Annotated in this window: 21 protein-coding genes; 13 read left to right on the top strand and 8 right to left on the bottom strand. The window is 59.2% G+C overall.

Features of this window, described 5'->3' with window-relative positions:
- The first annotated feature begins 54 nt into the window (after positions 1–54).
- A complete protein-coding gene (locus JOE29_RS12510) occupies positions 55–834 on the top strand; it encodes a TSUP family transporter (RefSeq protein ID WP_003318068.1) in 780 nt (259 codons plus the stop codon).
- On the opposite strand, the gene nudC is transcribed toward JOE29_RS12510, so the two are convergent.
- Together nudC and JOE29_RS12520 are read right to left on the bottom strand one after the other, a co-directional pair.
- Positions 802–1638 carry an NAD(+) diphosphatase gene (nudC, locus tag JOE29_RS12515; protein ID WP_057406587.1) on the bottom strand — a complete coding sequence of 279 codons (837 nt, stop codon included), beginning with the start codon at positions 1636–1638 and terminating at the stop codon, positions 802–804. The two genes, JOE29_RS12510 and nudC, sit on opposite strands and share 33 nt — an antisense overlap.
- Before the next feature lie 39 nt (positions 1639–1677).
- Complete coding sequence (locus JOE29_RS12520; RefSeq protein ID WP_058446082.1) at positions 1678–2490, bottom strand: crotonase/enoyl-CoA hydratase family protein; 813 nt, start codon at positions 2488–2490, stop codon at positions 1678–1680.
- A 220-nt stretch (positions 2491–2710) separates the two neighbouring features.
- Here JOE29_RS12520 and JOE29_RS12525 point away from each other — a divergent pair, with 220 nt between their 5' ends.
- Together JOE29_RS12525 and JOE29_RS12530 are read left to right on the top strand one after the other, a co-directional pair.
- The gene (locus JOE29_RS12525; RefSeq protein WP_024650114.1) at positions 2711–4195 is read left to right on the top strand and encodes an ATPase domain-containing protein; all 1485 of its coding nucleotides are present in this window, start codon (positions 2711–2713) and stop codon (positions 4193–4195) included.
- Positions 4192–6222 carry a response regulator gene (locus tag JOE29_RS12530; protein WP_210079560.1) on the top strand — a complete coding sequence of 677 codons (2031 nt, stop codon included), beginning with the start codon at positions 4192–4194 and terminating at the stop codon, positions 6220–6222. The genes JOE29_RS12525 and JOE29_RS12530 overlap by 4 nt, the downstream gene beginning before the upstream one ends.
- A gap of 55 nt (positions 6223–6277) precedes the next feature.
- Here JOE29_RS12530 and JOE29_RS12535 read toward each other — a convergent pair whose 3' ends face one another.
- From JOE29_RS12535 to JOE29_RS12555, 5 genes are all read right to left on the bottom strand, one after another.
- Positions 6278–6655 carry a response regulator gene (locus tag JOE29_RS12535; protein ID WP_003318062.1) on the bottom strand — a complete coding sequence of 126 codons (378 nt, stop codon included), beginning with the start codon at positions 6653–6655 and terminating at the stop codon, positions 6278–6280.
- A 101-nt stretch (positions 6656–6756) separates the two neighbouring features.
- A complete protein-coding gene (locus JOE29_RS12540; RefSeq protein WP_003318061.1) occupies positions 6757–7938 on the bottom strand; it encodes a hybrid sensor histidine kinase/response regulator in 1182 nt (393 codons plus the stop codon).
- Positions 7932–8546: a chemotaxis protein CheB gene (locus JOE29_RS12545; protein WP_004404758.1), complete on the bottom strand. Its 615-nt coding sequence runs from the start codon at positions 8544–8546 to the stop codon at positions 7932–7934. Before JOE29_RS12545 ends, JOE29_RS12540 begins: the two co-directional genes overlap by 7 nt.
- Positions 8543–9364, bottom strand: coding sequence for a CheR family methyltransferase (locus tag JOE29_RS12550; RefSeq protein ID WP_003347171.1), 822 nt, complete (start codon positions 9362–9364; stop codon positions 8543–8545). Before JOE29_RS12550 ends, JOE29_RS12545 begins: the two co-directional genes overlap by 4 nt.
- A 49-nt stretch (positions 9365–9413) precedes the next feature.
- Positions 9414–12932, bottom strand: coding sequence for a response regulator (locus tag JOE29_RS12555; protein ID WP_210079561.1), 3519 nt, complete (start codon positions 12930–12932; stop codon positions 9414–9416).
- Between the two features lie 332 nt (positions 12933–13264).
- On the opposite strand from JOE29_RS12555, the gene JOE29_RS12560 reads away from it, so the two are divergent.
- Both JOE29_RS12560 and JOE29_RS12565 read left to right on the top strand, forming a co-directional pair.
- Positions 13265–13636 (top strand): response regulator, encoded by a 372-nt coding sequence (locus tag JOE29_RS12560; protein WP_003318056.1) that lies wholly within the window; start codon positions 13265–13267, stop codon positions 13634–13636.
- Positions 13629–14963: a glycosyltransferase family 4 protein gene (locus JOE29_RS12565; RefSeq protein WP_210079562.1), complete on the top strand. Its 1335-nt coding sequence runs from the start codon at positions 13629–13631 to the stop codon at positions 14961–14963. The genes JOE29_RS12560 and JOE29_RS12565 overlap by 8 nt, the downstream gene beginning before the upstream one ends.
- Positions 14964–15132: 169 nt before the next feature.
- On the opposite strand, the gene cobF is transcribed toward JOE29_RS12565, so the two are convergent.
- The gene (gene cobF, locus JOE29_RS12570; RefSeq protein WP_210079563.1) at positions 15133–15891 is read right to left on the bottom strand and encodes a precorrin-6A synthase (deacetylating); all 759 of its coding nucleotides are present in this window, start codon (positions 15889–15891) and stop codon (positions 15133–15135) included.
- Positions 15892–16009: 118 nt separating this feature from the next.
- Here cobF and JOE29_RS12575 point away from each other — a divergent pair, with 118 nt between their 5' ends.
- From JOE29_RS12575 to JOE29_RS12610, 8 genes are all read left to right on the top strand, one after another.
- Positions 16010–16915: an AraC family transcriptional regulator gene (locus JOE29_RS12575; RefSeq protein ID WP_003420778.1), complete on the top strand. Its 906-nt coding sequence runs from the start codon at positions 16010–16012 to the stop codon at positions 16913–16915.
- Positions 16916–17155: 240 nt separating this feature from the next.
- Entirely contained in the window at positions 17156–18478 is a 1323-nt protein-coding gene (locus JOE29_RS12580; protein ID WP_016568059.1) for a sugar ABC transporter substrate-binding protein, read from the top strand.
- 87 nt (positions 18479–18565) lie between these two features.
- On the top strand, positions 18566–19498 hold the full coding sequence (locus JOE29_RS12585) for a sugar ABC transporter permease (RefSeq protein ID WP_003318051.1): 933 nt from the start codon (positions 18566–18568) through the stop codon (positions 19496–19498).
- A gap of 10 nt (positions 19499–19508) precedes the next feature.
- Positions 19509–20342, top strand: a complete 834-nt coding sequence (locus JOE29_RS12590) for a carbohydrate ABC transporter permease (RefSeq protein ID WP_003347187.1) — start codon at positions 19509–19511, stop codon at positions 20340–20342.
- A 30-nt stretch (positions 20343–20372) separates the two neighbouring features.
- Positions 20373–21479 (top strand): sn-glycerol-3-phosphate ABC transporter ATP-binding protein UgpC, encoded by a 1107-nt coding sequence (gene ugpC, locus JOE29_RS12595; protein WP_003347189.1) that lies wholly within the window; start codon positions 20373–20375, stop codon positions 21477–21479.
- Positions 21480–21496: 17 nt separating this feature from the next.
- Positions 21497–22978 (top strand): mannitol dehydrogenase family protein, encoded by a 1482-nt coding sequence (locus tag JOE29_RS12600; RefSeq protein WP_210079564.1) that lies wholly within the window; start codon positions 21497–21499, stop codon positions 22976–22978.
- A 10-nt stretch (positions 22979–22988) separates the two neighbouring features.
- Complete coding sequence (xylB, locus tag JOE29_RS12605) at positions 22989–24470, top strand: xylulokinase (protein ID WP_210079565.1); 1482 nt, start codon at positions 22989–22991, stop codon at positions 24468–24470.
- A 22-nt stretch (positions 24471–24492) separates the two neighbouring features.
- On the top strand, positions 24493–25431 hold the full coding sequence (locus JOE29_RS12610; protein WP_096134713.1) for a carbohydrate kinase: 939 nt from the start codon (positions 24493–24495) through the stop codon (positions 25429–25431).
- Positions 25432–25461 lie beyond the last annotated feature (30 nt).

Raw genomic sequence — 25461 nt, forward strand, 5'->3', positions numbered from 1 at the left:
GTTCGGGCAGCCATTCTGCCCCCTTGCCGTCCTCGCCATAAGCCCTCTGCCACCATGCCTTTTGAACTCAGCGTCGACCTGACCACCCTCGCCATTCTTGCCGTGGTCGCTTTCATAGCGGGATTCATAGATGCCATCGCCGGTGGCGGCGGACTGCTGACCACCCCTGCGCTGATGACCGCCGGCCTGCCGCCGCATCTGGTGTTGGGCACCAACAAGCTCAGCTCGACCTTTGGTTCAGCGACGGCCAGTTTCACCTTCTACCGTCGCAAGCTGTTTGACCCAAGACAATGGCTGCATGCAGTGCTCGGCACTGCCGTCGGTGCTGCGCTGGGCGCGGTGATCGCCCATTACCTGCCAGCCGAATGGCTGAACCAGATGTTGCCGGTGATTGTGTTCGGTTGCGGGCTGTACTTGTTGTTTGGCGGCACGCCCAAGGCGCCCCTGGACAGCAATGCGCCGATCAAGAAGAAATGGCAGCTGCCGCAAGGACTGGGACTGGGTTTCTACGACGGTGTTGCCGGGCCGGGTACCGGTGCCTTCTGGACAGTCAGTACCCTGCTGCTCTACCCGGTGGATCTGGTCAAGGCCAGCGGCGTGGCGCGCAGCATGAACTTCGTCAGTAATGCCGTGGCATTGTCGGTGTTCATCTTTTCTGGCCAGGTGGATTACATCATCGGCCTGAGCATGGGCCTTGCGGTGATGCTTGGTGCCTACTTCGGCGCAGGCACCGCGATCAAGGGCGGAGCCAAATTCATCCGCCCGGTATTCATCACCGTGGTGCTGGGTCTGACCGTGCGCCTAGCCTGGCAGCACTGGTTCGGGGGCGCCTGAACGCTCAGCCAGATACGCCTCGATAAGGTAACGGGCAATTGACCGATTGGCCGGTAACGGCGGCAGGTCATCGACATGAAACCAGCGCGCGTCTTCGATTTCTTCTGCCTGTGGGACGATTTCGCCGCTTTCGTATTCGGCATGGAACCCGAGCATCATCGAGTGCGGGAACGGCCAGCACTGGCTGCCCCGGTACTTGAGGTTCTTGATGCGTACCTGCACCTCTTCCATCACCTCGCGGTGTACGCAGTCCTCGGCAGACTCACCCGGCTCCACGAACCCGGCCAGTGCGCTGTACATACCGGTGACGAAACGCGGTGAGCGGGCCAGCAGGACTTCATCACCCCGAGTAACCAGCACGATCATGCTCGGCGAAATACGCGGGTACAGCCGCAGGTTATCGTGCTCGCAGAACATCGCCCGCTCTCCGCGAATCTGCACGGTGGGACGACCGCAGGCACCGCAGAAACGGTGTTCTCTGGCCCATGTGCTGACTTGCGCGGCGTAGCCGAGCATCTGGAAAACAGCGAAATCGCCTTCCAGCATGAACTGACGCAAGCCCTGCCAGGCGCAACCCTCGACGCTAACCGAGCGTTCCAGCACCAGCAGGTAGACAGGCTCCCCGTCGAAATAGCCGATGCCATGCTCGCTCTGTATCGGCAGCTCCTGCGCGGCCAGCCAGTTTCTGGGGAACAGCACCCCATTGGCATCCAGCAAAAAACCCTGATCCCCCTGAACCACAGCCAAACCGCCAGGGGCCTCGACATCCAGAACTGCAGTTGTCCAACGCTCCGGGCGCGACATGGGAAACTCCTTAGCTCAGACTCGAGCCTTTGTCATGTATCAATTATCGAAGACCGGCTTCTGCTTGCTCATCTGCGCAGCCATCGCCAATTTCAGGTCAGGTGATTGCAGCATGGCTGCGTTCCAGATGGCAACGTGTTCGAGACCGTCCTCCACTCTGTGATCACGCATGTAGCTGATCATTTGCTTGGTGCCCTCAATGGCGAGGGGCGATTTGCCGGCTATTTCCCGAGCCACCGCCAGGACACCCTGCAACAGACCGTCCGGGTCATCGAAGGTGCGATTGACCAGCCCGATCCGTTGCGCCTCTTCAGCGCCGACGGTACGCCCGGTGTAGGCCAGTTCGCGCAACACACCATCACCGATGATCCTTGGCAGCCTTTGCAGCGTGCCGACATCGGCGGCCATGCCCATGTCGATCTCGCGAATGGCGAACTGCGCGTCGGCCGCCGCATAACGCATGTCACACGCGGAAATCAGGTCGATGGCGCCGCCCAGGCAATAGCCTTGAATGGCGGCGAGAACCGGTTTTCGGCAATTGTCCACGGTAGTGAACGAGGCCTGCATGTCGCGGATCTTGCGCCGCAACAGACGGGCATTACGCCCGGCATCCTTGCCCATCTGGCTGGCGACCGAGGCCAGCAGAGCCAGATCGATGCCTGACGAAAAGTGTTTGCCCGCACCGCTGAGTACCACGACGCGTACCTCGTCAGTGCGCTCTATCCAGTCGAAAATGTCGATTATCTCCGTCCAGAACGACTCGTTCATTGCGTTGAGTTTTTCAGGCCGGTTGATTTGTACGTGAGCAATGCTGTCGGCCAGCTCGACCCGGAAACTTTGATAATCGGTCACGACGTGATCCTCAGGCAGATTGGGGTGTTCAGGTGCAGGACTATAACAACAGCACCCGATACATCGTAACCGGGCTGAACTGACATTCGCCGGACCCGCAAACCACCCGCACAGCTATATTGGATATGGCCGCCCCCCTCAAATAGAGGGAACGGCAGCATCACCTTAAGGTCCAGTAATGAATAGCAACAAAACCTGTGCGGTTATCAGAGGGCGATACTTGAATACGTCAAAAGCGGCAACCGGCATTGAAGGCCTGGACGACATCCTTGCAGGAGGTCTTTCACGCAGTCATGTGTTTCTTCTTGAGGGAGAGCCCGGAACCGGCAAGACAACTGTGGCCCTGCAATTTCTGCAGGCCGGAGCGGCAGCGGGCGAAATATCCCTGTACATCACCCTGTCCGAGACTGAAAGCGAGTTGCGCTCGGGTGCAGCCTCGCACGGCTGGGAGCTCGACGAACATATCAATATCTTCGAACTGACGCCGCCTGAAAGCCTGCTCGACGCCGATCACCACCAGAGCCTGCTCTACTCCTCCGACCTGGAACTGGGTGAGGCGACGCGGCAGATATTCGAGGTGGTCGAGCGCGTAAAACCCACCCGTGTGGTGATCGACAGCCTCTCGGAAATCCGTCTTCTGGCGCAGAGCTCGTTGCGCTACAGGCGCCAGATTCTGGCCATCAAGCATTATTTCACTCGTTATAACGCGACGGTCCTGCTGCTGGATGACCTGACCACCGAGGCGCTGGACAAGACTGTGCACAGCGTTGCCCACGGCGTTATCCGCCTCGAAGCACTGACACCTACTTACGGCGCCGAGCGCAGACGTTTGAAAATCGTCAAATACCGTGGCCAGAAGTACCGCGGTGGTTTTCATGACTTCAACATTGCCGAGAACGGTATTCAAGTCTTCCCGCGCCTGGTGGCTGCCGAGCACCGCTCCAACTACGCGCGCACTCAATTGAGCAGTGGCATCAAGGAGCTGGACGATCTGCTGGGCGGCGGCATCGAGGGCGGCTCCAGCACCCTGATTCTCGGTCCGGCCGGGACCGGGAAATCGCTCATCTCGCTGGTTTTTGCCGCACAGGCGGTGGCGCGCGGCGAGCGTGTCGGCCTGTTCATATTCGACGAGGAAATGGGCCTGCTGTTCGAGCGCATGCTCAAACTGGGTATCGACCTGCGTGCGCTGCAGGAAACCGGCAATCTGGTGGTCGAACAGATCGACGCGGCAGAGCTGTCCCCAGGTGAATTCGCACACCGCGTGCGGCGCGCAGTCGATAGAAAGCAGATAAAGACCGTCGTCATCGACAGTATCAACGGCTATCAGGCGGCAATGCCGGAAGAAAGCGCGCTGGTTCTGCATATGCACGAGCTGCTGCTCTACCTCAACCGCCAGGGCGCCTCGACCTTCATGACCGTAGCGCAACACGGACTGGTGGGCGACATGCGCTCGCCGGTGGACATTACCTACCTTGCCGACAGCGTGATTCTGTTGCGCTATTTCGAAGCGCTGGGTCAGGTACGCCGTGCCATATCGATCATCAAGAAACGTACCGGCACTCACGAATCCACTATCCGAGAGTACCGCATCAGTTCCAGCGGACTGAAAATCGGCGAACCGCTGGCGGCCTTTCAGGGCGTGCTGCGCGGTGTGCCGTCGTACATGGGCGACAAGAAACCGCTGCTGGAGGATGACGACCTGTGAGTACTCCAGGTCTGTTGTCAGAGCGCGCGATCATTCTCGCCCCACGCGGGCGGGACAGCCAGATCGCCTCGCGTATTCTCGACGAAGCGGGCTATCCGTCAACGGTAGCCCATGATGTGCCCGAGCTGGTCAGAGAGCTGAGCGCGGGCGCTGGCCTGGCGATTATCGCCGACGAGGCACTGCGCAACGCCGACATGACCCCGTTGCTCGAACTCCTCGGCCGTCAGCCACCCTGGTCGGACCTGCCCATCGTCTTGCTGACCCATCACGGCGGACCGGATCACAACCCTTCCGCACGCATGGGCACTCTGCTAGGCAACGTGACCTTTCTTGAACGCCCTTTCCATCCCGTCACGCTGGTCAGTCTGGTAATGACGGCTGTGCGTGGTCGTAGACGCCAGTATGAAGCCCGGGCGCGCATGGAGGACCTGCACGAAAGTGAGGGCCGCCTGCAGAACGCCCTGAAGGCTGGCAGGCTGGGCTCATGGGTACTGGAAGCGGAACACCTCAAGCTGACCTGTTCGGACATCACCAAAAGTCACTACGGTCGCGACGAGCAGAACACGCTTGATTACGAAGAGTGGCTGGCCGCCGTCTACTCCGAAGACCAACCGAGGATGCAATCGGCGCTGCAGCGCAGCCTGGACACCGGTGTCGACTTGATCATCGAATACCGTAATGTCTGGCCGGATGGCTCACTCAATTGGGTGGATGTACGCGCCCGGGCCACTCGCAGCAAGAACGGCCTGATCGGCTCCCTTGCCGGTGTGACCTCTGACATCACCGAGCGCAAACAGGCCGAGTCGCAATTGCGCCGCCTCAACGAAACGCTCGAACAACAGGTTGAAGAGCGAACCTCGCAGTTGCGTCACAAAGAGGAGATTCTGCGCCAGTCACAGAAAATGGAAGCGGTCGGCCAGTTGACCGGCGGGATTGCCCATGACTTCAACAACATGCTGACCGGCATTATCGGCAGCCTGGAGTTGATAAGACGCCGGCTGGCGCGTGGCCGCATCGAAGACCTGAATGGCTTGATCGATCTGGGGGTCACATCGGCTAACCGCGCGGCCGCCCTGACCCATCGGCTGCTGGCCTTCTCGCGGCGTCAGTCGCTGGACTCCAAGCCGGTCGAAATGAACCATCTGGTCAATGCCATGGACGAACTGCTGCAGCGCAGCGTCAACGAGAGCATTCACCTGCAACTGCGTCTTGCGCACGATCTGTGGACCGCAGAAGCCGACCCCAACCAGTTGGAGAGCGCCCTGCTCAATCTGGTACTCAATGCCCGCGATGCCATGCCTGATGGCGGTACGCTGGTGGTCGAGACCTCCAATCAGCAGCTGGACAGATCGTTCACCAACGCCTACGAGAACCTGCTGCCAGGTGACTATGTCGCGCTGAGCGTCAGTGACAATGGCTGCGGCATGCCTGAAACCGTCATCAGTCGGGCGTTCGACCCCTTCTTCACCACCAAACCCATCGGCCAGGGCACTGGCCTGGGGCTTTCGATGATTTACGGCTTCAGCAAGCAATCGCACGGCCATGTCCTGATCAAGAGCGAGGTCGGCGTCGGTACTACCGTACAACTGTTTCTGCCGCGCTTTAAGGGGCTTGCGTCTGAGGCCGAGCAGACTTTCCAGAGCAATGCGGTTTATGCCGAGAATGGCGAGACCGTGTTGATCGTCGAAGACGACCCGGCCGTGCGTACGCTGGTCAGTGAGGTGCTCGGTGAGCTGGGCTACACCTTCATCGAGGCCGGAGAAGCGTCGGACGCGGTGCCGATACTCGAATCAGGACAGCGCATCGATCTGTTGATCAGCGATGTCGGACTGCCAGGCATGAACGGCAGGCAGCTGGCGGAAATAGCCAGACAACTGCGGCCGGAGCTCAAGGTGCTGTTCATTACCGGCTACGCTGAACATGCGGCGGTACGAGGAGGCTTTCTGGACACAGGGATGCAATTGATCACCAAGCCCTTTGCCTTCGATCACCTGACTTCAAAAGTACGGGAAATGATAGAAGCCTGAGCAATGCTCAGGCTCCAGGTAGCACAGACTCGTCCAGTTGCCCGCGCAGTCATCATCAAGCCAGCAGTTTCTGAATCTGCGTATGCAAGGTGTCCATGGTGAAGGGCTTGGCGAGAATGGGTGCCTTCAGCGCAATCGGGCTGCCCGAATCGAGTATCTCCGCCGGGTAACCGCTGATGAAAATCACCTTCAACTCAGGCCGCAGCATGATCGCAGGCTCGGCAATCTGGACGCCCGAAACGCCGCCCGGCAGCCGATAATCGGTGATCATCAGGTCGAGATGGGGTTTGGTCGCCAGAATCTCGAAAGCCTGCTCGCCGTTCTCGGCTTTCAGGACACGATAACCCTCACCCGACAGATAATCGGCCAGAAGCATCAGGATCAGGGGCTCGTCTTCGACGATTAGTACGACGTTTTCTGCATCAGCGCTCATTGAACTGCCTTTGATCTTATAAATAGCTGCCATTACGACCACGGCACGCTTGGGAGGTTGCGCCAACCTGTGATTAAACTTGACTGCCGGTGGCGGCGACCTTACAGAGGCAGGCAGATACGAAACACCGAACCCTTGCCCTCTTCACTTTCCACTTCGATGCGACCGCCGTGCGCCATGACGATCTGATCGGAAATGAACAGCCCAAGACCCAATCCGGCAACAGCGTGATTGCTCGACACCCGCTCGAACTGCTGAAAGATGCGCTTCTGGTTTTCGGCCGTAATGCCAATACCTTGATCCCTGACTTCGATGAAAGCCTCGCTGTCCTTGCTGTAAACATGCACTTCAATCGGCTTTCGCGCACCGTAGCGCAGCGCGTTGGTGAGCAGGTTGGCAACCACCTGCTCGATACGAAATTCGTCCCAGACGCCGATCACCGGCTGTTCGGCAAACTGGGTGATGCTGGAATCGGCGGCAGCGATCTGTGCGGCAAAGCTTTCCAGCAGTTGCGTGACCAGTTCGCTGAGGTCGAACGGACTCGGCCTGATCGACAGCTTGCCGGTGCGGATCCTCGATACGTCGAGCATGTCTTCGATAAGGCGGATAAGACTCTGGATCTGTCGCTCGTCGCGATCGACCATAGCGCGCAGCTTCTCCATGGTAAACGCCGCGGCGTTGTCCTTGGCCAGATGCAACTTGCGCAGCTGGGTCTCCAGAATCAGGCCGTTGAGCGGCGTGCGCACCTCGTGGGAGACGATGGACATGAAGTCATCACGCATGCGAATCGCGTGTTCCAGCTCGCCCTGAGTCGACTGTAGACGCTGGAGCAAGGCTTCCTGCTCCTGACGACTGCGCTCAAGCTCCTCGACCTGTATTTTCATGGCCTTGCGCTGACGGTAGAGATCGACGAACACATTGACCTTGCTCTTTACCGCGTGAATATCCAGCGGCTTGTGCAGGAAGTCCACGGCACCGCTTTCATAGCCCTTGAAGGCGTAATTCAGCTCGCGCCCGGCAGCGCTGACGAAGACGATCGGAATGCTTTTGGTCTTTTCCGTGCTGCGCATCATCTCGGCCAGCTCGAAGCCATTCATCCCAGGCATTTGAACGTCGAGGATGGCCATGGCGAATTCGTGCTGCAGCAGCAGTGAGAGTGCTTCGTCCGCAGACAGCGCCTTGTAGACGATTCGATCGCCGCGCTTGATCAGCGCTTCGAGCGCCAGCAGGTTTTCCGGCAAATCATCGACGATGAGCAGTTTTGCCTGAATTTCACTTAACATGCGGTTCGTTCCAGCTCGACCAGCAAGCGGCCAATATCGTTCAGGGAAAGGAGGTAATCGGGCGAGTGCAGCGCCAGGCCCGCTTCAGGCATGGTAGACGCCTGGGCCTGCGCGGGGTCCTGAATCACCGTGAAACCACCGTACTTCTTGATCTGCAGCAACCCGTTCGCGCCGTCATTATTGGCACCGGTCAACAGCACGCCAGCCAGTCGCGGCGCATAGGCATCAGCGGCCGAACCGAACAGAATGTCGATACTGGGCCTTGAATAAAACACCTTGTCCTCCTGACTCAGTGACAGGGAAAAGTCGGACTCCACCGAGACGTGATAGCCCGCTGGCGCAACGTACAAAGTGCCGGGCACGATGCTCTCCTTGTCGTCGGCTTCCTTGACCGGAATTGCCAGACGGTTCTGAAACACATTGGCCAACTGGCTATGCCGATCATCGGGCAGATGCAGGACCATCAGGATAGGCAATGAAAACCCTTTGCGCAGGCCGCTGAATATCTTCAGCAGTGCTTCCACGCCGCCCGCCGACGCACCGACCACAATGGCATCCACTACCGGCAAAGAGTGGCTGGGCGCGTCAGCGCCAAACGTGGTTTTCATGACTTCCGGTAAATCCGCTCGGGTTTCACCAGCGCCTCGAAAGCGCCACCGTAGGCGGAGAATTCCAGCGTTTCCTTGCTGCCCAACGCCAGAAAGCCACGATGACACAACGAATCATGAAACAACCCGAACGCTCGATCCTGAAGCTTTTTATTGAAATAAATCAATACGTTACGACAAGAAATAAATTGCGTTTCGGAGAATACACTATCTGTGGCCAGACTGTGATCGGCAAACGTGACGTTCTCGCACAGCGTTTTGTCGAAGATCGCGTAGTCGTAGGCAGACGTATAGTACTCGGCAAAATCGCGCTGCCCTCCCGCTTTTCGATAGTTCTCGGCGTATGCCCGCACATTGTCCATGGAGAAGATGCCCTGCTTGGCCTTTTCCAGCGAGCTGGGGTTGATATCGGTCGCATAGATGATGGTCCGCTCCAGCAACCCCTCCTCGCGCAACAGAATAGCCGTGGAATAGACCTCTTCGCCCGTGCTGCAACCGGCGATCCATACCTTGAGTGACGGGTAGGTGCGCAGTACCGGAACGACTTCGTTGCGGATGGCCAGAAAGTGCGACGGGTCACGAAACATCTCACTGACCGGAATCGTGAGAATCTGCAGCAGCTGCATGAACGCTGCAGGATCATGGAGCACACGCTCCTGCAAGGCGGAGATGGTTGCACAATCGAACTGACGCAGCGCATGGATCACGCGGCGCTTCACCGAAGCGCCGGAGTAGTCACGAAAGTCGTAGCTGTACTGAAGGTAAATCGCTTCGATCAGCAGGCGCAGTTCGATATCCATGCTTCGATCAATGGGCATGGTACCGCCCGGGACTGGCATAGCAGACGCCCCTCCATTCAAGCCTCATTCAGATACGCTCCATCTTCGGCAGCCAGACGCGGATCAGCGAAAACAGGCGATCCAGATCGATGGGTTTGGCCAGGTAATCGTTAGAGCCCGCCTGCAGGCAACGCTCCTGATCATCCTTCATGGCCTTGGCCGTGACGGCAATGATCGGCAGCTTGCGCCAGCGCGGGTCTTTGCGAATCTCGATGGTCGCTTCAAAACCGTCCATTTCAGGCATCATCACGTCCATCAGGACCAGATCGATGTCTTCCACTTCATTAAGCCTGGCAATCGCCTCCAGGCCATTGCGAGCGATTTCCACCACCGCGCCTTTATGTTCGAGCGCGCTGGTAAGGGCAAAGATGTTTCGCACATCGTCATCGACCACGAGGATCTTGCGCGCCTCGAAGACCTTGTCACGGCTACGCGCGGTCTTGAGCATCTTTTGCCGCTCGTTGGACAGTTGCGACTCGACCTTGTGCAGGAACAGCGTGACCTCATCGAGCAGCCGTTCAGGCGAGCGCGCGCCCTTGATGATGATCGAGCGCGAGTACTTCATCAGCTCGGCTTCTTCATCGCGGGTCATGTTGCGGCCGGTATAGACGATCACCGGCGGGAAGGCACAGATGTCTTCCATCGACATGCGTTTGAGCAATTCATTGCCGAGCATGTCCGGCAGCTTCAGGTCGATGATCATGCAGTCGTAGACATGATCGCGCAGCAGGTCCAGCGCCTCCTGGGCGAAGCCTACCGCGGTGATTTCAATATCATCGTCACCGATCAGGCGCGCGATGCTGTCACGCTGCAGCGCGTCATCCTCGACCAGCAGGATACGTTTGACCTTCTGCGTCAGCTTGGCTTCCAGCTTGGCGAACACGTCCTTGAGCTCTTCACGCGTGGTCGGCTTGACCGCGTAGCCAATCGCGCCCATATGCAAGGCGGCTTCCTGGCGATCTTCGACCGAGATCACGTGCACCGGAATGTGCCGGGTGGGCGCCAGCTCCTTGAGACGCTGCAGCACGGTCAGGCCCGAATGGTCCGGCAGGCGCATGTCCAGCAGGATCGCATCCGGCGTGTAGCGGGATGCCAGATTGAAGCCATCGTCGGCAGCATGCGCCACCAGACAGTCGTAGCCCAGTTCGTGGGCCAGATCGTAGAGAATCTGGGCGAATCGCACCTCGTCTTCGATCACCAGAATGCAGCGTCGCTGGAAAGGTGCCTTGTCGCGGTCGTCGGCAAATACCGGCACCGGCGTATCCATCGGCACGGGTGCCGGAACAGGCTGCGCAATGACCGGAAGCACAGGGGCATACGGCTGCAGCGCAGCAGGCGCTGGCACGATTGGCAGATCGCTGCCCAGCTCGCGGTCGTCTTGCTCGACGTAATGCTCCGGCAGCACCAGGCTGAAAATACTGCCCTGCCCCGGTGCGCTGGTCACACTGATCGACCCGCCCAGCAATGCCGCCAGATCTCGTGAAATCGACAGCCCCAATCCGGTACCGCCATAACGCCGGTTGGTGGTGCCATCTGCCTGACGGAACGCTTCGAAAATACCCTGCTGATGCTCCTCGGCGATACCGATGCCCGAATCACGCACGATGAAGGCGATACCCGCGCCCGGCTGACGCGAAACGACCATGCTGACCGAGCCTGCTTCAGTGAACTTGATGGCGTTGGACAGCAGGTTCTTGAGGATCTGCTCAAGACGCTGGCGATCGGTGAACAGCATGGTGGGCGCACCGGCCTGGATGTCGACGGTAAACGCGAGTTTCTTCTCGGCGGCCAGCGGCTGGAAGAGCGTCCGCAGACCTTCGACCAGTCGGGGGACGCTGCTGTTTTCCGGGCGCACTTCCAGCTTGCCGGCCTCGACCTTGGAAATATCCAGAATGTCGTTGATCAGGTTCAGCAGGTCATTACCCGCCGAATAGATCGACTCGGCAAACTTGACCTGTTCGGCGGTGAGGTTTTCGCCCGGGTTCTCGGCCAGCAGTTTGGCGAGAATCAGCGAGCTGTTGAGCGGCGTGCGCAGCTCGTGGGACATGTTGGCGAGGAACTCGGACTTGTACTTGCTGGCACGCTGCAGCTCGTCCGCCCGCGCCTGCAACTCGGCCTGGGCGATATTCAGTTCTTCGTTGTTGCGATCCAGCGCATCGCGCTGATCGGCCAGCGCCTGACTCTGATCGGCCAACTGCTCGTTGGTTTGCTCCAGCTCGGCCTGCTGGGTCTCCAGATGGGCCTGGGATTCCTTGAGGATGCGCGACTGCTCCTCCAGTTCCTCATTGGCGGTGCGCAGTTCTTCCTGCTGCACCTGCAGCTCTTCGTTGAGCTGCTGGGTCTCGGCCAGCACCTCCTGCAGACGCTGGCGATAACGGGCGGCTTCGATGGACGTGCCGACGTTGTCCGCCACCAGCTCAAGGAACTCGATGTCCCGCTCGGTCAGGGCACGCAAAAAGCCCAGTTCGATCACCCCGTTGACCTGATCGTCATTGCTGGTTGGCACCACCACCACGCTGCGCGGTGAACCGTCGCCCAGGCCGGAAGCAACCTTGAAGTAATTATCCGGCAGTTCATCCAGCGTAATGATGCGGTCCTGCTGGGCGGCCTGCCCGACAATGCCTTCATCACTGTGAATGGTCTGATCTTGCTGCTCCTGTTCGCGGGAGAAGCCATACGAGGCTGCGCGCGTCAGGCCGCCGTGGTCTTGGCGAATGTAAACCGCCGCCACCGACGCGCCCAGGTATTGGGTCAGGAACTGGAGGATATTGCGGCCCAGCATGTTCAGCGTCAGTTGCCCCAGGACCTGCTCGGCCAGCTCGCTCTGACCATTGCGCAGCCAGGCCACCTTCTGCAGGCGCTCGGCGTTGACTTCCTGGAGCCTGAGGTTTTCGCTGTAAGTATTCGACAGCGAGAGCAGATCACGGCGACCGATATAAGCAAGAATTGCGCTGACGATCACCACGAATATCAGATAAAGAGTGACGGAAAGAATGGTACTGCGCGTGACTTCAGCATTGCGGTTCAGTCGAAGTTGTTGCTCCATCTCCACGGCCTGATCATATTCGGTACGGATCTGGTCGGTGATGCGTTTGCCACGTCCGGCCAGCACCGGCGTCTGATAATCGCCGTTGGTGCGCCGTAACGTGATCATGTCCTGGGCGAACGCATTCCACTCCTGCTGCAGCGTGGACAGACGTCTGAACCGATCCAGTTGCGTGGGGTTGTCGTCTACCAGTTTCTCCAGCCCCTGCAGCTCGGCGAGCAACAGCGGCTTGGCGACCTCATAGGGGTCGAGAAAATGCTGATCACCCGTCAGCAGAAAACCGCGCATGCCGGTTTCCATGTCTATCGACAGTTTCATTGAGCGGTTGGTGTTGTTGATTACCCGGTCAGTGTGCTCGACCCACTGTATTGCAGTGAGCAGATAACTGATCAGCAAAATGAAGAAAACTGCGCTCAGTACACCGACACCCAATGGCAAGCCAACGTTACGACCCAGCAATTTTCGAAAGCGTTGTTCATCGACAACAGACGTCCGATTCATGAAATATCCCTGACGAGTGGATCAAAACCGTAGAGTTTGCCGTAAACCTACGAAAAACACTCTTATTTCCGACATAGAGGATTGAAATTTCACACATAAATGGGCGATAAGCTCACGCCTGTATTCATTAATGACGCCAACCCGTGATTCGCCCTCGCGATTTACGGTATTTGTGCCTCGATTGAACTTCCACCCGGTTTTTATTTACTGATACAAGGACTGTATCAACAGCCGACAGGCCCTCGCTCGGTTACCCTGAGTCGACGGGAAAGGATGCGCAAAATTCCGCACTGTCTGCGCTATCACCATTATTCAGGTTTAAGGAGTCAACCATGCCCGACACAGCCCGCACCATTCTCGTGGTCGAAGACGACGCCATTGTGCGCATGCTGATTGTCGACGTGCTCGAAGAGCTGGAATACAGGGTACTGGAAGCCGAGGACGCTACGTCGGCACTGACCTTTGTTGCAGACGATTCCAATCACATCGACCTGCTGATGACTGACCAGGGACTGCCTGACATGAAAGGCACCGCACTGGCCAAAAAGGTCATCGAACTTCGCCCGCAATTGCCGGTGCTGTTCGCCAGCGGTTACTCCGAAAATATCGACGTGCCGCCAGGCATGCACTCGATCGGCAAGCCGTTCTCCATCGACCAGTTGCGTGACAAGGTAAAAAGCATTCTTGGAAACAGCCTTGACTGACATCGACGCTGCCCTCAACAGCACTGAAAAGCCTGTCAGCACCCGCTTATTGATCATCGGCTACGTATGGCCAGAGCCGCGTTCCTCGGCTGCCAGCGGGCACATGATGCAATTGATTCAATGCTTTCTGGAGCAGGACTGGCAGATCACCTTTGCCAGCCCTGCCACCGAAGGCGAGCACCGCGCCGATCTGCGCGGTCTGGGCATCCGCGAAGTGCACATCGCGCTCAACGACAGCAGTTTTGACGTATTTGTCAGCGAATTGCAGCCTGACGTCGTGCTCTTCGATCAGTTCATGATCGAGGAACAGTTCGGCTGGCGCGTCGAGCAGCAGTGTCCCGACGCACTACGCATTCTGGAAACGTCGGATTTTCAGAGCCTGCGCCACGCACGCCATCAGTTGTTGAAAGATTCGCTTAACAGCGATTGCGCCGAGGCCGGACCGTGCAGCGCCGACGTTTCAGCGCCGCAGCTTTTCCGGCAGATCGCATCCAGTGATCTGGCGCAGCGCGAAATCGCTTCGTTGTATCGCTGCGACCTCAACCTGATGACGTCTGATGTCGAAATCGCCCTGTTGAGCGGCTCTTTCGGCCTGCCCGCCGCGCTGCTGCACTGGTGTCCGCTGATGATCGACGGCGCGCCCGACAGCTTCCGGCCTTTTGCAGAGCGTGCGCACTTCCTCAGCATCGGCAACTTCCGCCATGCGCCCAACTGGGATGCGGTGCTGTGGATGAAAACCGCTATCTGGCCGCTGATTCGTCAGCAACTGCCTGACGCTCAGTTGCACATCTACGGTGCCTATACGCCACCCAAGGCATCGGCGCTGCACAATGCCTCGCAGGGCTTTCATGTGAAGCACTGGGCCGAGGATGCGCTGGAGGTCATGTCCAATGCGCGGGTGTGCCTCGCGCCATTGCGCTTCGGCGCCGGCATCAAGGGCAAGCTGATGGACGCGATGCTCTGCGGAACGCCGTCAGTCACGACGCCGGTGGGTGCGGAGGCCATGAGCGGCGGGCTGCCGTGGCCCGGCATCATTGCCGACAACCCTGCGGAAATCGCGGGCGCTGCGGTCAGGCTTTATAAGGACCAGAACCTCTGGCTTGACGCGCAACAAGCAGGTCAGGCGTTGCTGCAGGCGCGCTTTCAGCATCGGCAGCACTGTGCGAGCCTGATCGAACGCATCGACACCCTTCGCAACGAACTCGCGGAGCATCGCCTGGCGAACTTCACCGGCGCCATGCTGCGGCACCATCACCACAAGAGCACCAAATACATGGCGCAGTGGATCGAAGCGAAGAATCGCAACAAGGATGAAAAACCGGCTTAAGCTCAATGAGAAAAGTCGGCGAGCGAAGGTCAGGCAAGGCAAAAACAGGCGAGGAACGGCCGGGGTCGCGTTCGACTCTACGGTTTGTAAATGAGCATTCCGATCGGACTCGCGCACGAGCCTGTTTTTAACGCAGCATCACCGAGCGCAGCCACTTTTCCCGCAGAGCCTATGCCGGTTTGCGCAGCAAATAGGTATCCATGATCCACCCCTTGCGCTCGCGTGCCTCGCTGCGCAGCCGCTTGATCTTCTCGCAGACCTCATCGAGCCGGCCGGCCACCAGTATCTCGTCCGGCGTGCCCAGGTACGCGCCCCAATAGATGTCCAGCCCCTGCCCCACATAACGCTCGAATGTGCAGTGCGCGTCGAGCATCACCACGACGTTGCCGGGCTGCTGCAGCGGAGCTGTCGCCATGCGTCGGCCGGTGGTGACAAGAATCGACTCGCCGATGCGATTGAGCGGGATCCGGTGTCGCGCGACCAGGCTCTGGACGCTGGTGATACCGGGAATCACCTGATATTCGAATACCTCCTTACCCCGCGCCAGAACCTGATCAAGGATGCGCATCGTGCTGTCATAGAGCGACGGGTCGCCCCAGACCAGAAACGCGCCGACCTGATCCACGCCAAGCTCATCAGTCAACAACCGCTCGAAGAGTATCGCGCGCTGTTCGTGCCACCCTTCGATGCCGCGCTCGTAGGCCTGCGGATCATCTTCACGCCGAGGATCCTGAACTTGCACCAGACGGTAGCGTTCATGAGTGATAAAGCGCTGACAGAGCTCTTTGCGCAGCCTCAGCAACTGATCGTCGACATAGCCCTTGTCGAGGATGAAGATCACCTCTGCACGGTTCAGGGCCGCAACGGCCTGCAGGGTGATCTGCTCGGGATCCCCGGCCCCCATGCCGATCAGCAGGATCTGTTTCATCGGTCAACGCCTCCACAGGCAGAGGCCCGATCGTAGGCGATTTTTGCCAATGACCGGGCATTGAACTGAAAAATCAGGCACATTACTCTTCTGGCAACGGATGAACATGACATCGCCAATGAATAAAACAACAAGAATTGCCGACCCTTCCTACGAATTGATGGACGACCACAACGGTCTGTCGATCATCTACCGCGAGCATGGTTTCCCCTGCCCGCTGGTGCGCTGGCATTTCCACAAGGAATATGAACTGCACCTGATCGTCGCCAGCTCCGGCAAGGTATTTGTCGGTGATTACATCGGCAACTTCAATCCTGCCAGCCTGTTTCTCACCGGCCCCAACCTGCCGCATAACTGGATCAGCCAGATCGACGACGGTGAAGTGGTGCCCAAGCGCGACATGCTGGTCAACTTTACCGATGAGCTGCTGGAAAGCGGCAATCAGGTGTTTGCCGAACTCAAGACCCTGACGCCGTTATTGGAGCGCGCCCGCTACGGCATCGAATTTCGCTGCAAACGCACGATTCGTCAGGCGATGAAGCAAATGCAGAAAATCGCCGACTCGCGAGGCATTACTCGTCTGGGCCACTTCTTCATCCTGCTCGAACTGCTCGCCGCCAGTGAAGATTACCAGTTGCTGTCGGGCACAGCGGTTGCCCATACGGCGGACGAGCACAGCGTGGATCGCACCAACCGGGCGGTGGATTATATCTTCGCCCACTATGGCCGCGAGCTACCGCTGGAGGAAGTCGCCGAGTATCTGGGCATGAAGCCGACCTATTTTTCCAGGGTGTTCAAACAGGCTACGGGACGCTGCTTCGTGGAGTTCGTCAATCGGCTGCGCATCAGCAAATCATGCGAACTGCTCGCCGACGGCGACAAACCGGTCACCGATGTGTGCTTCGAGTCGGGATTCAACAATATTTCCAACTTCAATCGGCGTTTTCAGCAACTCAAGGGCATGACCCCGTCGCACTACCGTCGCCTCGCCGTTCAGCGTCTGACCGAACAAAACCTGTACTGATTTGCCCCGCCCTCGCCGTCATCGTCTACGCTGGAGTTGCGCCGAAGCCGCCCTATGGGCGATTCGGCGCTGTTGCCTTTTCGCATCCGAGTGCAAAAAAGTATCAGTCAGAGTGCGGCGCAGGATTTGTCTTTCAGACCGAACGCCGGTGTAATCAGCGCACATCTTCCTCACCTCCGGAAGAGAAAAAAACAATAACCATCCTTCTACAGTCCTTTGGGCGTGGAAGAGGAGTGATCAATGAAGAACTCAGCAAAACTTCTGCTCGCCAGTTCCGTCCTCAGCACCTGTTTCGTGTTCAGTGGCAGTGCCACAGCGGGGACCGTGACCATCGCCACGGTCAACAACAGCGACATGATTCGCATGCAACGCCTCTCCAAAACCTTCGAAGAACAGCACCCCGATATCAAGCTCAACTGGGTCGTGCTGGAAGAGAACGTCCTGCGTCAACGCCTGACCACTGACATCGCCACCAAGGGCGGCCAGTTCGACGTGCTGACCATCGGCATGTACGAAGCCTCACTCTGGGGTCAGAAAGGCTGGTTACAGGAAATGAAAGACCTGCCTGCCAGTTACGCGCTGGACGATGTGTTCCCTTCCGTGCGCGACGGCCTGTCGGTAGACGGCAAACTGTTCGCCCTGCCGTTCTATGCTGAAGCCTCGATCACCTACTACCGCACCGACCTGTTCAAGGCCGCGGGCCTGACCATGCCCGAGCGCCCTACCTGGACCCAGATTGCCGAGTTCGCCGGCAAACTGACCGACAAGTCCAAGGAACAGTACGGCCTCTGCCTGCGCGGCAAGGCTGGCTGGGGCGAGAACATGGCGCTGATCACCACGCTGGCCAACGCCTATGGCGGACGCTGGTTCGACGAGCAGTGGACGCCACAGTTCGATCAGCCAGAGTGGAAGAACGCGCTGAACTTCTACGTCAACACCATGAAGCAGTCCGGCCCGCCGGGCGCCTCCAGCAATGGCTTCAACGAGAACCTTGCGCTGTTCAACAGCGGCAAGTGCGCCATCTGGGTCGACGCCAGCGTGGCCGGTTCGTTCGTGACCGACAAGAAGCAGAGCAAAGTGGCCGACAGCGTCGGCTTCACCTACGCCCCGCACGAAGTGACCGACAAGGGCTCGTCGTGGCTGTACTCGTGGTCGCTGGCAATCCCGACCAGCGCCAAGAACACCAAGGACGCTGCCGAGTTCACCCAGTGGGCCACCTCGAAAGAGTACGCCAAACTGGTTGCCGATACCGACGGCGTGTCCAACGTACCGCCGGGCACCCGCGCCTCGACCTACACCGACGAGTACAAAAAGGCTGCACCGTTTGCCAACATCACGCTTGAATCGTTGAAGAAGGCTGATCCCAAGTCGCCAACCCTCAAACCCGTGCCTTATGTCGGCATTCAACTGGTCACCATTCCCGAGTTCCAGGCCATCGGCACCAGCGTCGGTCAGCAGTTCTCCGCAGCACTCATAGGTCAGTCCACCGTGGATCAGGCCTTGCAGAATGCGCAAACCGCTACCGCGCGCGACATGAAACGAGCGGGTTACCCGAAAAAGTAACCGTCACGCACCAGGGCGAAAGCCGATGCTTTCGCCCTGCCGCTCAACTGCGCAACAACTCTGGTGCAATCCGGTTCGGAGCTCCCCATGAATACCTCAGCCTCCCCTGAACGCACGGACCTGTCCGGCGAACAGCAACCGCTCAAAAGCCGTCGATTCAAGCCGGGCTGGTTTCTGGTCAGTCCTTCCGTGGCGCTTCTGCTGGTGTGGATGATCGTGCCGCTGGGCATGACCATTTACTTCTCGCTGATCCGCTACAACCTGCTCTCCCCCGGCGAAAACGAATTCGTCGGCCTGGAGAACTTCCAGTATTTCGTGACCGACAGCGGCTTCTTGCCGGGTGCCGGCAATACATTACTGCTGGTCGGCAGTGTGTTGGCGATCAGTGTGATCCTCGGCGTGCTGATTTCGGCACTGCTGGAGGCCAGTGAGTTTTTCGGCCGCGGCATCGTCCGTGTGCTGTTGATCTCGCCGTTCTTCATCATGCCCACGGTCAGCGCGCTGATCTGGAAAAACCTGATCTTTCATCCGGTGTCCGGCGTACTTGCGGCGGTGTGGAAGTTCTTCGGCGCCGAACCGATTGACTGGTTCGCCCATTACCCGATGCTGTCGATCATCATCATCGTGTCGTGGCAATGGCTGCCCTTCGCCATTCTGATCCTGATGACCGCCATGCAGTCACTCGACCAGGAGCAGAAGGAAGCAGCGCGGCTGGACGGCGCCGGTCCGCTGGCGATCTTCTGGCACCTGACCCTGCCGCACCTGGCGCGTCCGATCGCCGTGGTGGTGATGATCGAAACGATCTTCCTGCTTTCGGTATTTGCCGAAATCTTCACCACGACCAACGGCGGGCCGGGCTTTGCCTCGACCAACCTGGCTTACCTGATCTACATCCAGGCGCTGCTGCAGTTCGACGTCGGCATGGCCTCGGCGGGCGGGCTGATTGCCGTGGTCATAGCCAACATCGCGGCGATCATCCTGATCCGGATGATCGGCAAAAACCTCACCGACAAGTCATGAGGACCTTGCCATGATGACCCTCAAACAATCACGCCGTCTGCAAAGCCTGCTGCTCGGGGCCCTGTCCTGGATCATCGCTGCGCTGGTGTTCTTTCCGATCTTCTGGATGGTTCTGACCAGCTTCAAGACCGAGATCGATGCGTTCGCGACACCGCCACAGCTGTTCTTCACCCCGACGCTGGAAAACTACCTGCATATTCAGGAGCGCAGCGATTACTTTCATTTTGCCTGGAACTCGGTGCTGATTTCCTTCAGCGCCACGGTGCTGGCCATGCTGATCGCGATTCCTGCGGCGTATTCCATGGCGTTTTTCGAGACCAAGCGCACCAAGAGCACACTGCTGTGGATGCTCTCGACCAAGATGCTGCCGCCGGTGGGCGTGCTGATGCCGATCTATCTGCTGGCCAAGACCTTTGGCCTGCTCGATTCGCGGCTGGCCCTGATCATCATCTATACGCTGATCAACCTGCCGATCGTGGTCTGGATGATTTACACCTACTTCAAGGATATCCCCGGCGAGATCCTCGAGGCCTCGCGGCTGGACGGGGCCAGCACCCGCCAGGAGATCTTTCGCGTACTGATGCCGATCTGCAAGGGCGGCCTGGCTTCCACCGCGTTGCTGTCGCTGATCCTGTGCTGGAACGAAGCATTCTGGTCGCTGAATCTCACCTCATCCGCTGCAGCGCCGTTGACTGCCTTGATCGCTTCCTACTCCAGCCCTGAAGGGTTGTTCTGGGCCAAGCTGTCAGCGGTCTCGACCCTGGCGTGTGCGCCCATTCTGATTTTCGGCTGGATCAGTCAGAAACAACTGGTTCGCGGCCTGTCGTTCGGCGCTGTCAAATAGCCCGGCCCAAAGAACAAGAAGGAATCCAACATGGCTAACCTGAGCATCCGCAATCTGCAAAAAGGCTTTGACGGTCACCAGATCATCAAGGGTATCGACCTGGATGTGAAAGACCGCGAGTTCGTGGTCTTCGTCGGGCCTTCGGGCTGCGGCAAATCCACCCTGCTGCGGCTGATCGCCGGGCTTGAAGAAGTGACGTCGGGAACCATCGAACTCGATGGCCGTGACATCACGCAGGTCACCCCGGCCAAGCGCGACCTGGCCATGGTGTTCCAGACCTATGCGCTGTATCCACACATGACCGTCGGCAAGAACCTGTCGTTTGCACTGGATCTGGCGGGCGGTGACAAGGCCGAGATCAAGAAGAAGGTTGATGAAGCCGCACGCATTCTGGAGCTCGGGCCGCTGTTGGAGCGCAAGCCAAAGCAGCTGTCCGGCGGGCAACGCCAGCGTGTCGCGATTGGCCGGGCCATCGTACGCAACCCGAAGATTTTCCTGTTCGACGAGCCGCTGTCCAACCTCGACGCCGCGCTGCGCGTGCAGACCCGCCTGGAATTGTCGCGCCTGCATAAAGAACTGCAGGCCACCATGATCTACGTGACGCACGATCAGGTGGAAGCCATGACCCTGGCCGACAAGGTTGTCGTCCTCAATGGCGGCAAGGTCGAACAGGTCGGCTCGCCGCTCGAGCTGTATCACCATCCGGCCAACCTGTTCGTTGCCGGCTTTCTCGGCACGCCGAAAATGGGCTTCCTCAAGGGCAGGATCAGCCGGGCGGACAACACCAGCTGCGAAGTCGAGCTGGATGCCGGAACGCGCATCAGCCTGCCGGTCAATGGCGCAGGACAGAGCGTCGGTGCCGCAGTGACGCTGGGCATCCGCCCGGAACACCTGAACCTTGCCCAGGGCGACGATTGCCAGCTGCAGGTGATTGCCGACGTCAGCGAACGTCTTGGCAGCGACACCTACTGTCACGTGCGCACCCATTCGGGCGAGGCGCTGACCATGCGTATTCGTGGTGACCTGGCCAGCCAGTACGGCGAGACGCTGAACCTGCATCTCGACAGTGCCCAATGCCACCTGTTCGACGCTCAAGGTCTGGTGATTGCCAAAACCTTGCAGACCGCCGCAGCCTGAGTTCCGGAGAGCCCGTCATGAAACTGAACAAAAACAATCTGTCCCAACTGGACGCCGATATCGCCCTGCCCGCCTACACCGTCGACAACACTCGCCAGGGCATTGCCCACATCGGCGTCGGCGGCTTTCACCGGGCGCATCAGGCGTTTTACACCGATGCGCTGATGAACAGCGGCGAAGGCTTTGAATGGAGCATCTGCGGTGTGGGCTTGCGTCCTGAAGACAAGGCCGTGCGCGATGCACTGGCGCAACAGGACTACCTGTACACGCTCTATGAACTGGGCGACACGCCCGACACCCAAACCCGTATCATCGCCTCGATCAGCGGCATGCTGCTGGCCGACGACAACCCGCAGGCGCTGATCGACAAACTGGCCAGCCCGGACATCCGCATCGTCTCGCTGACCATCACCGAAGGCGGTTATTGCATCGACGACAGCAACGGTCAGTTCATGGCTCATCTGCCGCAGATCCAGCACGACCTGGCGAACCCGGATCAGCCAAAAACGGTATTCGGCTTTCTTTGCGCCGCACTGGCTCGACGCCGCGCGCAAGGCACACCGGCCTTCACCCTGATGTCCTGCGATAACCTGCCACACAACGGCGCAGTGACACGCAAGGCATTGCTGGCATTCGCCACATTGCGCGATGCCGATCTGCATGACTGGATCAAGGAAAACGTCAGCTTTCCCAACGCGATGGTGGATCGCATCACGCCAATGACCAGCGCAGCCCACCGGCTGCAACTGGCGGATGACAAACACATCGACGACGCCTGGCCGGTGGTCTGCGAACCATTCGTGCAGTGGGTGCTGGAAGACAAGTTCGTCAATGGTCGCCCGGCGTGGGAAAAAGTCGGCGTGCAGTTCACCGATGACGTGACGCCCTATGAAGAGATGAAGATCAAACTGCTCAACGGCAGTCATCTTGCACTGACCTACCTGGGCTTCCTCAAGGGTTATCGTTTTGTACACGAAACCATGAATGACCCGCTGTTCGTGAGCTATATCCGCACCTACATGGACCTGGACGTGACCCCGCAACTGGCGTCGGTGCCAGGTATCGACCTGGAAGGTTACAAAGACACGCTGATCGAGCGCTTCTCCAACCAGGCGATTGCCGATCAGCTGGAACGGGTCTGTTCGGACGGATCGTCGAAATTTCCCAAGTTCACCATTCCGACGATCAATCGTCTGATTCTGGACGAAGGCAACCTTGCGCGCGCTTCACTGGTGGTCGCCGCGTGGGCGCTCTACCTGAAAGGTGTCGACGAGAACGGCGCGATCTACAAAATCCCTGACCCGCGAGCCGAGTTCTGTCAGGCGCTGGTGGCTGATGACGCGCTCATTACTGAGCGCTTGTTGGGAGTGGAAGAAATCTTTGGCTCGGCCATTCCGCAATCGGAAGCATTCGTGGCGGCCTTCGAGCAGAACCTGGATGATCTGCGCACACTGGGTGTGAGTGGCACACTGGAAAAACTTTTGGTTGCCAAGGCCTGAGGGACTTCCCATGTTTCTTGGAATCGATTGCGGGACCCAGGGCACCAAGGTGTTGGTGCTCGATACCGAAAGCGGCACCGTACTGGGCGAAGGCTCGGCGCCGCACAGCCTGATCAGCGACCATAATGGCCGCCGTGAACAAGACGTACAGCAATGGCTGGACGCGCTGCAACAGGCGACCCGCGATGCACTGGCAGCGGCGGGCATTTCCGGCCAGCAGATTCAGGGCATCGGCGTCTCGGGCCAGCAACATGGCCTGGTGCTGCTCGATGCCCAGGGCCAGGTACTGCGCCCGGCCAAGCTGTGGTGTGACACCGAGTCGGCACCGGAGAACCAGCGCCTGCTGGACTACCTGGGCGGCGCGCAGGGGTCGCTGCAACGCCTTGGCCTGGTTATCGCCCCAGGTTATACCGTGTCCAAGCTGTTATGGACCAAGGAGCAATACCCGGACCTGTTCGAGCGGATCGACAAGGTGCTGCTGCCCCACGACTACCTCAACTATTGGCTGACCGGCCGCTGCTGCACCGAGTTTGGCGACGCGTCGGGCACCGGCTATTTCAACGTGCGCACTCGCGAGTGGGACCTGCCATTGCTCGCGCACATCGACCCGAGCGGTCGCCTGGGCGAGGCACTTCCACACCTGTTGCAAGCCCACGAATCGGTGGGCGTACTGCGCCCTGAAGTCGCCAGACTGCTGGGCCTGAACCCTGACGCTCTGGTCTCCAGTGGCGGCGGCGACAACATGATGGGCGCGATCGGCACAGGCAATATCCAGCCGGGGTTGATCACCATGAGCCTCGGCTCTTCGGGCACGGTGTATGCCTACGCCGAGGAGGCGCGGGTCAGCGAGCATGAGTCGGTCGCGACTTTCTGCTCATCCTCCGGCGGCTGGTTGCCGCTGATCTGCACGATGAACCTGACCAACGCGACGACCGCCATTCGCGAGTTGTTCGCCCTCGACATCGCCGGCTTCAATCAGGCAGTCGCCCGGGCGCCGATCGGTGCCGAAGGCGTGCTGATGCTGCCCTTTCTGAACGGCGAACGCGTGCCCGCCCTGCCCGATGCGACCGGCAGCATCGTCGGGCTGGACAGCACCAATCTGACCCAGGCCAACCTGTCTCGTGCGGTGGTCGAAGGCACTACCTTCGGCCTTCGCTACGGGCTGGACCTGTTGCGCGACAGCGGCATAAAAAGCGAAAAGATCCGTCTGATCGGCGGTGGCTCCAAAAGTGCAGTGTGGCGGCAGATCGTGGCCGACATCATGAACACACCGGTGATCTGCACCGACCACTCGGAGGCCGCCGCACTGGGCGCCGCCATTCAAGCGGCCTGGTGCTGGTCGTGCGCCAACGGCAAGGCTCAGGACCTGCAGCAACTCTGCGAACGCTGCGTGAGTCTCGACCAAGGCAGTGAGACGCATCCTGTGGTGCATAATGTGGCCGCCTATCAGCAGGTCTATCAGCGTTATCAGGCGCAATTGCGCAAGGTTTGAAGCGTTTTTTCATGGAGCACTTATGTTTCTGGTTTGTGGCGAAGCACTGTTCGATATTTTCACCCGCGCGGATGACAGCGGTTCCCTGAACAGATTGGGGTTCGATGCGATTGCCGGCGGCTCTCCGTTCAACGTTGCGATTGGCCTGCGCCGTTTGGGCGTGGACGCAAGCTTCCTTGCCGGGCTGTCCACCGATTATCTGGGTCGCCGTCTGCGTGCCGTGCTGGAAAAGGAAACGGTCAATACCGACCACCTGATCGACTTCGACGCGCCCACCACGCTGGCCATGGTCGCCGTGGGCAGCGATGGATCGCCGACTTACAGCTTTCGAGGCGACGGCTGCGCAGACCGCCAGTTGCGCCTGGAACACCTGCCGGAACTCGACGGGCAGGTAAGCGGCATTCACGTCGGCTCGTTTTCACTGGTGGTCCAGCCGATTGCCGACACGCTGTTGGCGCTGGTAGCCCGTGAAAGCGGCACACGGCTGATCTCGCTGGACCCCAATGTGCGCCTCAATCCAGCACCGGACATTCAGCGCTGGCGCAGCCAGGTCGCAGCGTTCGCCGAGCATGCGCACCTGATCAAGGTCAGCGACGAGGACCTGCACCTGCTGTACCCGGACAGCGATCCACAAAAGATCGCCGAAGGCTGGCTCGGCAAGCGTACGCAACTGGTCATCATCACTCGCGGCACACAAGGTGCCAGCGTCTTCACCCGCCAGCACGGCACCTGGTCGGTGCCGGCAAAAACCGTGGTCACCGCCGATACCGTCGGGGCTGGAGATACTTTTCAGGCCGCGCTGCTGACCTTCCTCAGTGAACGCCAGCTCGACACGCCACAAGGCTTGTCGACGCTGTCACGGGAAACACTGGACGAGATGCTGAATTTCGCCGTCGGCGCGGCCGCGCTGACCTGCACAAAGGTCGGGCCGGACTTGCCGTACAGGCATCAATTGGGGTGAGAAGGCTTAAACGCTACCTCCATACACCCG

Source organism: Pseudomonas sp. PvP009 (assembly GCF_017832995.1).
GTDB lineage: Bacteria > Pseudomonadota > Gammaproteobacteria > Pseudomonadales > Pseudomonadaceae > Aquipseudomonas > Aquipseudomonas syringae.